Consider the following 12,443-nt stretch of genomic DNA (forward strand, 5'->3'; position numbering starts at 1 on the left):
ATTTTAATGATGCATCTATTATGCTTCACAAAAAGATAGTGACAAATCAGAAAAAATATTCGACTACTACTAAATTCAAGTGAAAAGACCTACAAAAACTTGTAGGTCTTTTCTTAAAATCCGAACGTTAGGAAATCTTTTTTGGATTTTACTTGACATTTTCTGAAATAGGGATATGATAAAATGTGAATATTACATAAGAGAAATCTTGTGCGTGTTCAAAAATAGTAGAGCGTTGCATCCGTAAGTCAATTAGACACGGCTCTTAAAAAACAAAAGGAGAAAGAATGAATACTTATATCCAAAAGAAAATCGCAAACATGAAGCTGACGCTTTCTGAAATGTCTGGTGGCTACAAACGCATGGTGACTAGCATGAAGAAGCTCGGCTTTTCTGGTACCTTGAAGCTTATCTGGGACGATTTGTTTGCTCATCGCAGTCTAGGTCAATGGGTTTACCTCTTGATTCTAGGGAGTTTTCCGCTCTGGCTGGAGCTGATATATGAACATCGCATCGTGGATTGGACGGGGATGATTTGCAGTCTGACTGGGATTATCTGTGTGATCTTCGTTTCTGAAGGACGGGCTAGCAATTACCTCTTTGGTTTGATCAATTCTGTGATTTACTTGATTTTGGCTTTGCAGAAAGGCTTCTATGGCGAGGTCTTGACGACTCTTTACTTTACCATCATGCAGCCAATTGGCCTCTTGGTGTGGATTTATCAAGGTCAGTTCAAAAAAGAAAAGCAAGAGTTTGTTGCTCGTAAGCTAGATGCCAAAGGATGGACAAAATATCTATCACTCAGTGTGCTTTGGTGGTTGGTCTTTGGCTTGATTTATCAGTCTGTGGGTGCCAATCGTCCTTATCGTGATTCAATCACAGATGCGACAAATGGTGTAGGGCAAATCCTGATGACGGCTGTTTATCGTGAACAGTGGATTTTCTGGGCAGCGACCAATGTTTTTTCTATCTACCTCTGGTGGGGTGAAAGTCTTCAGATTCAAGGGAAATATTTGATCTATTTAATCAACAGTTTGGTCGGATGGTACCAGTGGAATAAGGCCGCTAAAAAAGCATAGTCCTATAAACGGAAAAGAAATCGGATGTGACAATGTCTCTCTTTCCTTTCGTCCTAAAAATATGGTAAACTAGTATTGGTAAAATTTATTAGATTTAGGAAGGAATGACCATGAAAAAGAAGTACTTTCTGCTTTCCCTGACTATCTTAGCAGGTCTCTTTCTGTCCTCTTGTAGTCTTATCAGGAGCTATAGCAGTCGTAAACCATCTGATTCTTCCAGTCGGGTTTCCCTGAGAGATGACAGCGATACAAGCAGTAGCAGTCGTAGAGAAAAAGATTCGTCAAAGACAACTGGTACTATGCGCGTCGGCTCTGATGATTATGGCTATATTAGTATTCCTGATAATTGGATTAAGTTTACAGACGTAGATGGTGGCGACAGCGTCCAGTATACGGATGGAAGTGGTTATAACATTGTCACGATGAATGCTTATACAAAAGAAAAAGCCAATATTGGAGAAGGGGAAGAATTCAACGCTGAAACCATTGCCCAACGGATTGCCTACCACTGGAAGGATAATAAGGAAGTCGATGATTTTTGGGGTGCAAAGAGTACCGTAGCTGGAAATGAAGCCTTTCAGATTAATGTTATTTTAAAATCCACTCAAAATCTAACGGTTTGGGTCTTCAAACAAGGCGATAAGGTCTATATGATGTCCTTTGAAGGCGATGAAGATACTCTGTATGAGTTTATCCCTTATATCGAAGAAACTTGGAGCGTCAGCAAGGACGGCGGAACAAGCATTTGATGATAACTCTCTAAGTTTATAAAAAGCAAATCTGGGACTCGTTCTCAGATTTTTTTGTGAGGTGGAATATGTCATGTTTTTGGGGTTTGACAACATTTAAGAGCGCTCATTTTATGATATAATAAAAACAATTTGAATACAGAAAGAAAAATATATGACTCAAGAAATCGACCTTGAAAAATACCATCAACTAGCTCTGCAGAAACAGAAAGAGCATCGAAAATTTTTAACAAATCTCAAGAAAAAGCCACCAAAAAACCTCGATAAAATTGCCCAGCAAATCCATGATGAGGTCTTTGAGGAGATTGACTGTACAGCCTGCGCCAATTGCTGTAAGACTCTGGGGCCAGACTTTAAGGAAGCCGACATTGTCCGCATTGCCAAGTTTTTCAAGATGAAGCTGCCGGCTTTTGAAGAGGAGTTTCTGCAGGTGGACGAAGACGGTGACAAGGTTTTCAAGGCGATGCCTTGTCCTTTTTTAGGTGGAGACAATCTCTGCTCAATCTACGATGTCCGTCCCAAGGCCTGCCGTGAGTTCCCTCACACAGACCGCAAGAAGATTCATCAGATTAATCATCTGACAATCAAAAATACCCTGACCTGTCCTGCGGCTTATCTCTTTGTGGAGAAGTTGCGGGATAGGTTGTAGAATCCCCCTCTAAATCTTGTACAAAAATTCTAGGGCGGAAGTATCTTATATCTGTTAGACTATAGTTAGAATTGAAGACGGCTTAAAAGCTGTGTGAGAAGGATGAAATTTTCTCGGAGCAGGAGCCCCTCCGTCATTTTTCCTATTTTCACTTTGCTTTTAACGGCCTTAGTATCTTTTGTGAGGTGAAAAAGAATATGATGCATCAATTCAATCGAACCATGGAATATCTAGAAAGCAAGTTGGACGCAGAAGTGGACTTGCAGCAATTCCAGCAGCTGTCAGGCTATTCTTATGCTCTCTTTAGCAGGCTCTTTTCTATTCTAGCAGATATGACTTTAGCAGAATATCTACGCAATCGCAGGTTGTCAGAAGCTGTGACAGACTTGCGGGAAAGCTCTGAGAAAGTCATTGATATAGCACTGAAATATGGCTATGAGTCTGCGGATGCCTTCAGCGCAGCCTTCAAGAAATTCCATGGTGCGACTCCCTCAGAAGTTCGAAATGGAAAACCTTATCGGATCTTTCCTAGACTTCAATTATCTTTAAAGATTACAGGAGGAAAGAACATGGATATCAAGATTCAAAAGAAACCTGCTTTTACCGTAGCAGGCGTCCTATTGGAAGCTATTGACAATAGCCAGTGCCCGTCTGCATGGGAGCAGCTCTATGCAAATCACAGCTTTGAAAGCCTAGAAAGTCTGGGCAGTGACCAATCCTTTGGTGTCTGCTCGGATGTCAAAGAAGGCGAAATTATCAACTATATGGCTGCCTATGATGTGAAGGATAAAGCCAAAGCAGAAGAACTAGGTCTGTCAATCAAAGAAATCGCAGAAGCTGAATATGCTATCGTACCAGTCAAGGGTGCGATACCAACAAGCATCCACCATGCTTGGAAATATGTTTTGGAAGTCTTTTTTCCAGAAACTGGCTATCGCCACTCAGGAGCACCAGATTTTGAAGTTTACACCGAGGGAGACATGTCTTCTCCAGACTATCAAATGGAACTCTGGATTCCAGTGGTGAAATAAAATGGTGATTGCAAGTCATTTTTTAGGCGTTGATTACAGAGGAGGATGATGCTATGCAGATATATTTTGGGGACGTTTCTCTTTGTTATACATATTCACTTGCGATGGCGCTACATTCGTATGGTTATGATGTTCGCTCTGAGTTTTTGGAAGCCATTATGGTGATGGGAAATGGCGCTAGTATTGTAAAGGAAGATGAAAAACACCCCTTAGTCTTCTTTGATAATGGGATGCCAGATAGTTCTATCAGCCATTCTTTAGACATTCTGGGCTTTATCTATGATGAATACTATATAAAGGATTCAAATGCTGTGAATCTTCTCTCTATCAGAGAAATGCTAAGCAAGTTCTTGCTCAGCGGACCAGTTGTTCTTGGCCCTTTGGACATGGGGTATCTGACTTATAACCCCAATCATATCCATTTGTATGGGGTGGACCATTTTGTTTCGGTTTATGATCTAGATGATGAGTTTATCTATTTCCATGATTCAGCAGGCTTTGCTTGTATGAAAATGACTTTCTCAGAATTTTCGAAAGCCTGGGAAGCTAAAAATATCGACTATAAAAGAGGTTCTTTCTCCATGTGGGGAAATTTTAGGAAGGTCAAAAGTCCTAGTCAGTGTGAAATCTATCAAGAAACAGCAAAGATTATGAGGGCCAGATATCTGGATGGACAAAGTAATGTTTTGGAATGTTATGCAAAAGCAGTTGCTGAAAACGGCTTAAATACGGAGCAAAAACAATTGCATCAGTATTTCAGCTTTAAACTTGCTGCTGTTCGAAATCTCTATCTCAGTAAATTCTTAAAAGACCATGAACCCAAAGGGGCAAGATTAAAAGAGGAATTGGCTACTCTATTTGGTCAAGCCCACCTTTCGTGTTTAAAAGAAGATTACCAAGAACTATCCCGCTTGCTCTATCAGATAGCAGAATTGGACCGACGCTTTAGAGATTTATATGTAAATTAACAAGACTAACGATGCTCCTAAACTTTAAAAATTAACCAGTAAAAGCAGTTGTTCAAAAATGAATAACTGCTTTTTGATTATGGTATAATGAAGTAAGAAAACACCTCAAACGTCTTTAGAAGAAGCGACTAGACTACTTGAGCAAACGTATAAAGAGCTTGTAGGCTTAGCTGAAAGATTTACCAATGACGAATTGTTTACAAAAGGTGTTTATAAGTGGACGGGTGGGACAAGTTTAGGCTCCTGCTTTGTCAGTAGAACCTCCAGTCAATATGATTGGGCTAGTAAAAAACTCAAAGCTCATCAGAAAAACTGTGAGCGCCATTAGCTAAAGTGCGTATGAAGTTTAGAAAATGTTCTTCTAAGCTTCGCATAGTTTCATTCTCGTGATTTTTAAGCTATTCTAGCTTTAGAATCCTTCAAAAATTAAAATTTAAGGCTGTCATAGACTTAGAATAGCACTAAAACATTTATTTTGATGTGATTCTAAGTTTAGAGCACATTTATATCGAAGCTATTGATCTGTTCGATGCTTAGAATGTTTTGATTCTGAGAAGTGTTGACTATAAACTGGTTCGAATGGTTTTTTTCTGATTTAGGATGATAGATAGATGGGTGAGATGATGAAAATACAAAAAGAGAAAGTTAGAAAAGAGTTGGTGTCCCTCTGTTTGGGAGAGTTCACAGCCGGCCTATCCTTTTGAAAAATCTGCTTGCTGATTTGAATAGTCTAGTAACCATTCTCTATCCTTTGTCTTTACTGATATTTATTTTGCTTCAAGGTTCATTTTATTGGGCAATTTTGATTAGAAGACTGTCGAATCCCCAGTTTGGAAGTGGAAGTGTCCCCAAACTTTATGGTGGTTTCAGAATACTAGACCTTGTTTTACTTATTTCAGTTTTTCCTTTTATTGTCTGGAATACACAGAGTTTCCAAGTGGCTATCTTAGCTACACTGATTCGTTTTGTAATATGATATAATTAATCTATCGAATTTTATGAATAACTACTAGAAGTGAGATAGATATGCAAATAAACTACGATAGAAAACAGAAATCAGATATTGTTATTTCTAGACCGTCAGCTATTGAAGTTGAAAAATACTTGAAATCGTGGAATAATCTTAAAAATTATAAGTTGCAAGAAGATGCTTTAGATAAATTGTTTTTTGAGCTATTACCAAGGAACGAAGAAATTTCTGATATTTTATTAAAGGTTGCTACATTAAATGATTTTTATAGCACAAATATTTTTTCAGTTTATCCAGTTGCAGAGCATATACTGAGTCTTAAAATTGATGAGAGGTTGAGACAAGGTGATGCAACTTTAGTCAATGAAATTCAAAATGTTGCTATTAATGGAGTAACTAGAAAGTTCTATTCTTTTTCTACCAAATACTGTTCTCATCATAATCCTAAAGAATACCCTATTTATGATAGCTATGTAGAAAAGGTATTAAAATATTTTAGAAAAACAGATAAATTTTCCAAATTTAAGAATGCAGATCTAAAAGATTATCAAAAATTTAAAAATATAATTATTGCTTTTAGAGAATACTACGATTTAGAAGAATTTAATCTAAAAGAGATTGATCAGTATTTATGGCAGTTGGGAAAAGAATATTTCCCAAATAAATATTAGCGACTTTTTCTCACTTAGAAAGGAAATTTAATGTCCTACAAATTTCTACTTTTCGACCTTGACCATACGCTGCTGGATTTTGATACGGCAGAAGACATTGCCTTGACTCATTTTTTGGAGGAGCAGGGCGTAACGGAGATTCAGACCTACAAAGACTATTATATTCCCATGAACAAGGGGCTTTGGCGGGAACTGGAGCAGGGGAAAATCACCAAGCCGGAGCTGGTCAATACTCGCTTTTCTCGACTTTTTGCCCATTTTGGCATTGAGAAGGATGGTGCCGAGTTAGCCTTCCTTTATCAGCAGCATATTGCTCAGCAAGGCCAAACCTACGCTGGTGCTAGCGAGCTTTTGGACAGTCTGACAGCAGCTGATTATGAAATTTACGGAGCGACTAATGGCATCACAGCTATTCAGACTGGCCGCATGGCCAATTCCGACATTTCACCCTATTTTAACCATATTTTTATCTCGGAAAAGATGGGAACTCAGAAGCCCGAAGCTTTATTTTATGAAAAAATAGCAGAGCAGATACCAGATTTTGACCTGTATCAGACTTTGATGATTGGAGACTCCTTGACAGCTGATATTGCTGGCGCTAATAATGCTGGATTGGACTCTATCTGGTACAATCCCAAGCAGCTAGAAAATGAAAGTCTTTTTCAACTGACCTATACCGCTTATTCTTATGACGACATTATCAGACTATTGGTTCCATAAGGAGACTGCAAATGAAAAAAATCCTTGTCTTGTTTTCTCTTAAATATATTTTTATCAAGCAAGCTAGTAAAAACGCATTGTGCTTTTAAGTAAAAAAGACTAATCTAAAGAAATTTTAACTCTGTCAAGAAAAAAACTTGACAGCTGCTTTTAATCTGCTATAATAGAACATGTGCTTAATAGCTCTGCTATTTCACCAAAAGAAAAAAATAAAGAAAAGAGACCTTAATAATGGCAGTAAAAATCCGTTTGACTCGTATGGGTTCTAAGAAAAAACCTTTCTACCGTATCAATGTTGCAGACTCACGTTCACCTCGTGACGGACGTTTCATCGAAACAGTTGGTACTTACAACCCACTTGTAGCTGAAAACCAAGTGACTTTGAAGGAAGACCGTATCCTTGAGTGGTTGGGTAATGGTGCACAACCTTCTGATACTGTACGCAACATCCTTTCAAAAGAAGGTGTATTGAAGAAATTCCACGATTCAAAATACTCTAAATAATAGAAGCGTAGGTTGACATATGGACACGATTGAAAATCTAATTATTGCGATAGTGAAACCTTTGATTTCACAGCCAGATGCCTTAACTATCAAGATTGAGGATACACCTGAATTTTTAGAATATCACCTGGATCTTGATCAGAGTGATGTTGGACGTGTAATCGGTCGTAAAGGTCGTACTATCTCCGCTATAAGGACGATTGTTTACTCTGTCCCAACCGAGTACAAAAAAGTTCGCATCGTCATTGATGAGAAATAAGAAGAACGGGACCAGTATGTCCCGTTTTTTTCTATTTCTCTTAGCGAACTGAGTGCGCAGCTCTCAAGTGAGCTTAGGGAAATTGATGCCCAGCAAAGCGTGGGTACAAGCCCCTTAATGAAATAAGCCGTTAGGCGCAGTTGAATTTAGGGGAATTGATGCAGTTCGAGCGTATGTGAGAACTAGACACTTCATTTAAGAGAAGAACGAAATGCAGGGGCGAGTTTAGAGAAATTCGAAACCGGAGGACATATGAAGTCAGAAGATTATGCTTGGAACGCTCATGAGCGCAAGTCTTATGAGAATGATCAAGTGATTTTACCGAGCCCTTATAAGCTAAAAATTCTGGATGATAGTGAGAAGAGATTGGAATTGGAGCTTGTTTTGGAACAGCTTCCTCAGGGGCAACTGGCTCGATGGGCTATGAAAATGGCGTCAAGCTTTATAGCTCTGATAGATGCGGAAGATGAGTCTGAAAAGCAGAAGATTTTGACTCAGGTAAGAGCAATTTTTCAGGCTCGACTTGATGGTAGGGCATCTGCCTATGAACTAAGGCAGGCTGGTTTCTTGGCTAACAAACTGTCGCAGCAAGCCCAATCACAAATCGGTAAATATGCTGCGCGTGTCTTTGCCCAAGCAGTCGCAACAGGCCACATGCGGGGCCATGCTATTGTCGCAGCGGATTATGCCATCAAAGTCAGAAACTTGCGGAGTCCGGATGATTTGCAGCGGGCTGGCAAGGAAAGAGAAGGGCAGATAGAGCTAGCCTCTGCTTTTATTAGATCAGGAAAGGAAACTTTATGAAGCATTTATTTTCACGCTTGTCACCAGCGCAAAAGATTATCTTGTCTTTTCTTCTGGTGATATTCTGTGGCTCCTTGCTACTCAGTCTGCCTTGGGTGCAGACGGCTAGTTCCCAAGCGGGCTATCTGGATCATCTTTTTACAGCTGTCTCGATGGTCTGTGTGACAGGGCTTTTTACTCGATCGGTTGTGGATACATACAATGTCTGGGGGCAGCTCCTTTGCATGTTACTGATTCAGATTGGTGGCTTGGGCATCCTGACCTTTATCGGTTTTTTCACCATGGAAAGTCGGAAAAAGCTCAGCCTCAAGGATCGCCGTATTCTGCGGGATAGTTTTAGTTATGGTCACAATCGTACCTTAGGTCAATTTGTCCGTTCGATTTTTATCACGACTTTTAGTATCGAAGGACTGGGTGCGCTCCTTCTCATGATTCGCTTCATTCCCAAGTTTGGTCTGAGAAAAGGGATTTTTAATTCTATCTTTTTAGCCGTTTCTGCATTTTGTAATGCGGGCTTTGATAATTTTGGCAATGATAGCCTACTAGGCTTGCAGACAGATGTTTTGGTCAATATCACCTTGGCTCTCCTCATCATTACCGGAGGACTGGGCTTTATGGTCTGGTTTGACTTGGCGACTAAATTGGGAGGAAAACAGAAGGGGCTGCACTTTCATACTAAGGTAGTCTTGCTGCTGACTGCTGGTCTCCTCGTTTTTGGGACGGTCACGAGTCTCTGGACGGAGTACAATAATCCTGGAACGATTGGCAATCTTTCCTTTGGCGATAAGCTACTGGTCAGCTTTTTTCAGACAGTCAGTATGAGGACAGCTGGCTTTGCTTCCATTGATTATACAGCTGCTCGTCCAGTAACCCTGTTTATCTATCTGCTCCAGATGTTTCTGGGAGGGGCTCCGGGTGGTACAGCGGGCGGTCTGAAAATTACGACCTTCCTAGTTCTTTTTCTTTTTGCTCGAAAGGAAATCCTGGGCTTGCCTCATACCAATATGGGACGGAGAACGCTGTCTCCTCAGCTAGTGCAGAAGGCTTTTGGTGTGACAGTGATTTTTCAGCTGACATTTCTGCTTGGTCTTTTGGCTCTTGGGCTAGTGACCGATAGCAGTCATCGTTTTATTTACCTGATATTTGAGACTGTGTCGGCATTGGCTACAGTTGGTGTCACGGCCAATATCACTACCAGCCTCAATACAGCTGGTATGATTGTGATTATGTTGCTAATGTTTATTGGACGGGTGGGGCCGCTAACTCTTATGGTCAGTCTCAACCATTATCAACCGAAGAAGGCTGCAACCTTGCATTACAGCAAGGCGGACATTATGATTGGATAGGAGAAAAGAAATGGCAAATCAAACAGTTGGAATCCTCGGCTTGGGGATTTTTGGACAGAGTATCATTGAGGCCTTGATTTCTCAAGATGTAGAAATCATTGCGATTGATAATCACGAAGAGACAATCAATCAGTATGAAGACATGATTGCCGTTGGTGTGATCGGGGACATTACTGATATGGAGCTTTTAGAGGCGGCAGACGTTGGGTCCTGTGATACGGTCATCGTAGCGACGGGAGAAAGTCTGGAATCCAGCGTCCTAGCGGTCATGCACTGCAAGGCATTGGGCGTTAAAAATGTCATTGCCAAGGTCAAAGATGAAGTAACTCAGCAGGTGCTGGAAAAGGTGGGAGCTGATCTGGTTATTCTGCCTGAAGTGGAGGCTGGTATTTCATTGGCTAAGACTATTCTCTTGAACCATTCGATTGAGGTCTTCCAGCTGGATGACGATGTAGTAGTGGCTGAGTTTGAACTGCCTGCTAGCTGGGTCGGGAAAACGGTCCGTGAAGTAGATGCTCGCAGGCTTTATCATCTTAATATTATCGGATACCGTCTGACAAAAAATCAGCCTTTGGAAAGCAAGTTTACTCCAGACTTTGTTTGGCCAGAAGGCGTCAGCATTATGGCTGTGACTGATAACCAGCATTTGGATAATTTACGTGAAATAGTGAGTAGCAGCTAGGATAATTCCTCTTCGGTGGGGGCCAACCGATTCTATCTAGGCATTCGGCACCTTTCTATTATATGAAGAAAAATATATGAAGAAAAAATGGATACATAGGAGCTCTTTCAGGGCTCTTTTTTGAAACCAGTTGCAAAATTTATTATACTATCACTAGAAAAGGAGTGATTTTATGAGCTTAACCAGCCAGATCATTACAGCAGATTTTCCAGATTTGGATAAGGTAGAAGCCTTGAATAATGAAGGTTTCCCAGAAGAGGAAAGGATACCGCTCAGTGAATTTTTACGATATGAGGAACAGGAGGATGCTAATTTTTTCGCCTTTTATCATGAAAAGGAATTTGTTGGTTTTGCCTTTGCCATCTCCAACGCGCAAGCCTTTTATGTTAGTTTCTTTGCTATTATGCCCCACTTGCGCAGCCATGGCTATGGCGGTGAAATCATCGAAAAGCTGGTCAATTTCTATCAGCGAACCATGCTTTTAGAAATCGAGCGCCTAGATGAGCCGTGTGATAATCTTGAACAGCGTCAGGCTCGCTGGGATTTCTATCACAGCAAGGGTTTCCGTTCGTCGAATGCATTTCTGGAATATGAGGATCTTAGCTTTGAGATTCTTTATCGAGGGGATTCTTTTGACGAAGAATCTTTTTCGATACAAAGTCCTTGCCAGCCTTGCTCTCACTCATCCCAGTAGAAAAAGCGCTCCAGATTTTTAGGTCTGCCAAATAGTTTAGCTATGATTTTGGCTATTACAGGAATGCCCGTATTTTCCAGTAGCTCAATATAGGGGCCTTGACTAAAGTATATTAAGGCATTGTTGGGTTTTTCCCTTCTGCCGTATTCGACGACAAAACCCTTTTCTTCCCATTCCGTGACCGCTTCCTGTAAGTCTTTTACCTTGTAAATCAGATGGCCGCTTCTCATCATAGTAGCCCCTCCTTTTCACATTCTGCCTTTACCTTAGCATAGATTTTTAGGAAAAACAAGCCTTGAGATTAGCCTTCATTCACAGTGCAAGCAACTGCCTCTTATAACACGCATCTTGGTTGAATATGAAAAATTATTGGTATATAATTTTTGGTATTGGGGTGTCCTTATTCTGCTAGTAAAATAGCTAGCTCTCAGATAGTAGTGTGTGCCCAGATGATATTTGTAAGAATTGATTGGAAACATTATGAAAGAAAAAATAATCAAAACGAAAGTAGGACAGCTATTTGTATCTTATCAACCTGCAGAAAAGATTGCTGTATTTTTAAGCGGCGCAGGGAGTCTGCCGACCTATGAAAATTTTTTGCCAGTTATTCGGAAGTTACCTAAAAATTGGGGCTATTTAACAATAGATTACCCTAATACTGGCCAAAGCCCACTCGAAAATCAAGAAAATTTTGTTTTGGACGATTTGGTTCAATCTATTTTGGAGGTTTTATCGCAGTTTAAAGTCATCCAGTATGCTGTTTGCGCGCACAGTATTAGTGGTATTGTAGCAGTTAAAGTTGCTGAGTCAGAGCCGCTTTGTCAGGGACTAATCTTGATTGAACCAACCACTTATTCTGTTCTATATGGAGAATTAGCTCAGTATCCTTATCCCGAATTTTTATCCTTACAGGAGAAAGTTCAGACGCTCGGTGGAGGATATGAATATCTGAAAAAAATAGGACAAGAGAGTTTTTCAGTAGCTGATTTTAAAATCTTATGGGCTAAGGCAGAAAGGAGTTCTGATAGATTAAAATCTGTACAAGAAGGATTTCAACATTATTGCAGTATCGCAAAAAGCGATTTTCAAAACTTAGATATCTCTTTTCAATTTCCGATTTTTATCCTGAGTCAGACCTATCGAGAACAAGAATATAAAGATTCCAAATTTGCTTCACAAAATACTCGGATTATTTTAGGAGGCAACCATCATTATTTACATTGGAGTCAGTCAGAAAAGATAGCTGAGTTTCTTTTAGAAATGTGATTGTGAAGCCAGCATTTAAAAGCAAGATGATGGTGTGTAGAGAAAGTTCAA

At 40.0% G+C, this 12,443-nt stretch carries 15 protein-coding genes and 2 pseudogenes; 16 read left to right on the plus strand and 1 reads right to left on the minus strand.

Going from position 1 to position 12,443, the window contains the following annotated elements:
* Positions 1–287 precede the first annotated feature (287 nt).
* The 15 genes and pseudogenes from pnuC to RG608_RS09605 all read left to right on the plus strand — a co-directional run bounded on the left by pnuC (position 288) and on the right by RG608_RS09605 (position 11,126).
* Positions 288–1,079, plus strand: a complete 792-nt coding sequence (pnuC, locus tag RG608_RS09535; protein ID WP_002930705.1) for a nicotinamide riboside transporter PnuC — start codon at positions 288–290, stop codon at positions 1,077–1,079.
* Between the two features lie 104 nt (positions 1,080–1,183).
* Positions 1,184–1,828, plus strand: a complete 645-nt coding sequence (locus RG608_RS09540; RefSeq protein WP_080560787.1) for a hypothetical protein — start codon at positions 1,184–1,186, stop codon at positions 1,826–1,828.
* Between the two features lie 154 nt (positions 1,829–1,982).
* The gene (locus RG608_RS09545) at positions 1,983–2,477 is read left to right on the plus strand and encodes a YkgJ family cysteine cluster protein (protein WP_002930703.1); all 495 of its coding nucleotides are present in this window, start codon (positions 1,983–1,985) and stop codon (positions 2,475–2,477) included.
* A 197-nt stretch (positions 2,478–2,674) separates the two neighbouring features.
* On the plus strand, positions 2,675–3,508 hold the full coding sequence (locus RG608_RS09550; RefSeq protein WP_002930701.1) for an AraC family transcriptional regulator: 834 nt from the start codon (positions 2,675–2,677) through the stop codon (positions 3,506–3,508).
* Positions 3,509–3,561: 53 nt separating this feature from the next.
* Positions 3,562–4,476, plus strand: a complete 915-nt coding sequence (locus tag RG608_RS09555; RefSeq protein ID WP_032906582.1) for a hypothetical protein — start codon at positions 3,562–3,564, stop codon at positions 4,474–4,476.
* Positions 4,477–4,570: 94 nt separating this feature from the next.
* A pseudogene (locus tag RG608_RS09560) lies at positions 4,571–4,804 on the plus strand (ClbS/DfsB family four-helix bundle protein); the annotation flags it as partial.
* A 283-nt stretch (positions 4,805–5,087) separates the two neighbouring features.
* A pseudogene (locus RG608_RS09565) lies at positions 5,088–5,440 on the plus strand (hypothetical protein); the annotation flags it as partial.
* A gap of 62 nt (positions 5,441–5,502) precedes the next feature.
* The gene (locus RG608_RS09570; protein ID WP_002900215.1) at positions 5,503–6,117 is read left to right on the plus strand and encodes a hypothetical protein; all 615 of its coding nucleotides are present in this window, start codon (positions 5,503–5,505) and stop codon (positions 6,115–6,117) included.
* 30 nt (positions 6,118–6,147) lie between these two features.
* Positions 6,148–6,837 (plus strand): YjjG family noncanonical pyrimidine nucleotidase, encoded by a 690-nt coding sequence (locus RG608_RS09575; RefSeq protein WP_002930699.1) that lies wholly within the window; start codon positions 6,148–6,150, stop codon positions 6,835–6,837.
* A 231-nt stretch (positions 6,838–7,068) separates the two neighbouring features.
* Positions 7,069–7,341 carry a 30S ribosomal protein S16 gene (gene rpsP / locus RG608_RS09580; RefSeq protein WP_002895310.1) on the plus strand — a complete coding sequence of 91 codons (273 nt, stop codon included), beginning with the start codon at positions 7,069–7,071 and terminating at the stop codon, positions 7,339–7,341.
* A 19-nt stretch (positions 7,342–7,360) separates the two neighbouring features.
* Complete coding sequence (gene kphA, locus RG608_RS09585) at positions 7,361–7,600, plus strand: RNA-binding protein KphA (RefSeq protein ID WP_002895313.1); 240 nt, start codon at positions 7,361–7,363, stop codon at positions 7,598–7,600.
* 252 nt (positions 7,601–7,852) lie between these two features.
* Positions 7,853–8,404, plus strand: a complete 552-nt coding sequence (locus RG608_RS09590) for a putative immunity protein (protein WP_002915016.1) — start codon at positions 7,853–7,855, stop codon at positions 8,402–8,404.
* Complete coding sequence (locus RG608_RS09595; RefSeq protein WP_002909606.1) at positions 8,401–9,750, plus strand: TrkH family potassium uptake protein; 1,350 nt, start codon at positions 8,401–8,403, stop codon at positions 9,748–9,750. The genes RG608_RS09590 and RG608_RS09595 overlap by 4 nt, the downstream gene beginning before the upstream one ends.
* Before the next feature lie 10 nt (positions 9,751–9,760).
* On the plus strand, positions 9,761–10,432 hold the full coding sequence (locus tag RG608_RS09600; RefSeq protein WP_032913402.1) for a TrkA family potassium uptake protein: 672 nt from the start codon (positions 9,761–9,763) through the stop codon (positions 10,430–10,432).
* A 172-nt stretch (positions 10,433–10,604) separates the two neighbouring features.
* A complete protein-coding gene (locus tag RG608_RS09605; RefSeq protein ID WP_268687802.1) occupies positions 10,605–11,126 on the plus strand; it encodes a GNAT family N-acetyltransferase in 522 nt (173 codons plus the stop codon).
* On the opposite strand, the gene RG608_RS09610 is transcribed toward RG608_RS09605, so the two are convergent.
* The gene (locus tag RG608_RS09610) at positions 11,111–11,359 is read right to left on the minus strand and encodes a VOC family protein (RefSeq protein WP_268687803.1); all 249 of its coding nucleotides are present in this window, start codon (positions 11,357–11,359) and stop codon (positions 11,111–11,113) included. The genes RG608_RS09605 and RG608_RS09610 overlap by 16 nt on opposite strands.
* 247 nt (positions 11,360–11,606) lie before the next feature.
* On the opposite strand from RG608_RS09610, the gene RG608_RS09615 reads away from it, so the two are divergent.
* The gene (locus tag RG608_RS09615) at positions 11,607–12,392 is read left to right on the plus strand and encodes an alpha/beta fold hydrolase (RefSeq protein ID WP_002930686.1); all 786 of its coding nucleotides are present in this window, start codon (positions 11,607–11,609) and stop codon (positions 12,390–12,392) included.
* Positions 12,393–12,443 lie beyond the last annotated feature (51 nt).

This window comes from Streptococcus sp. IsoGale022, from assembly GCF_031142805.1.
In the GTDB taxonomy this organism is placed as follows: Bacteria; Bacillota; Bacilli; order Lactobacillales; family Streptococcaceae; genus Streptococcus; species Streptococcus sanguinis_A.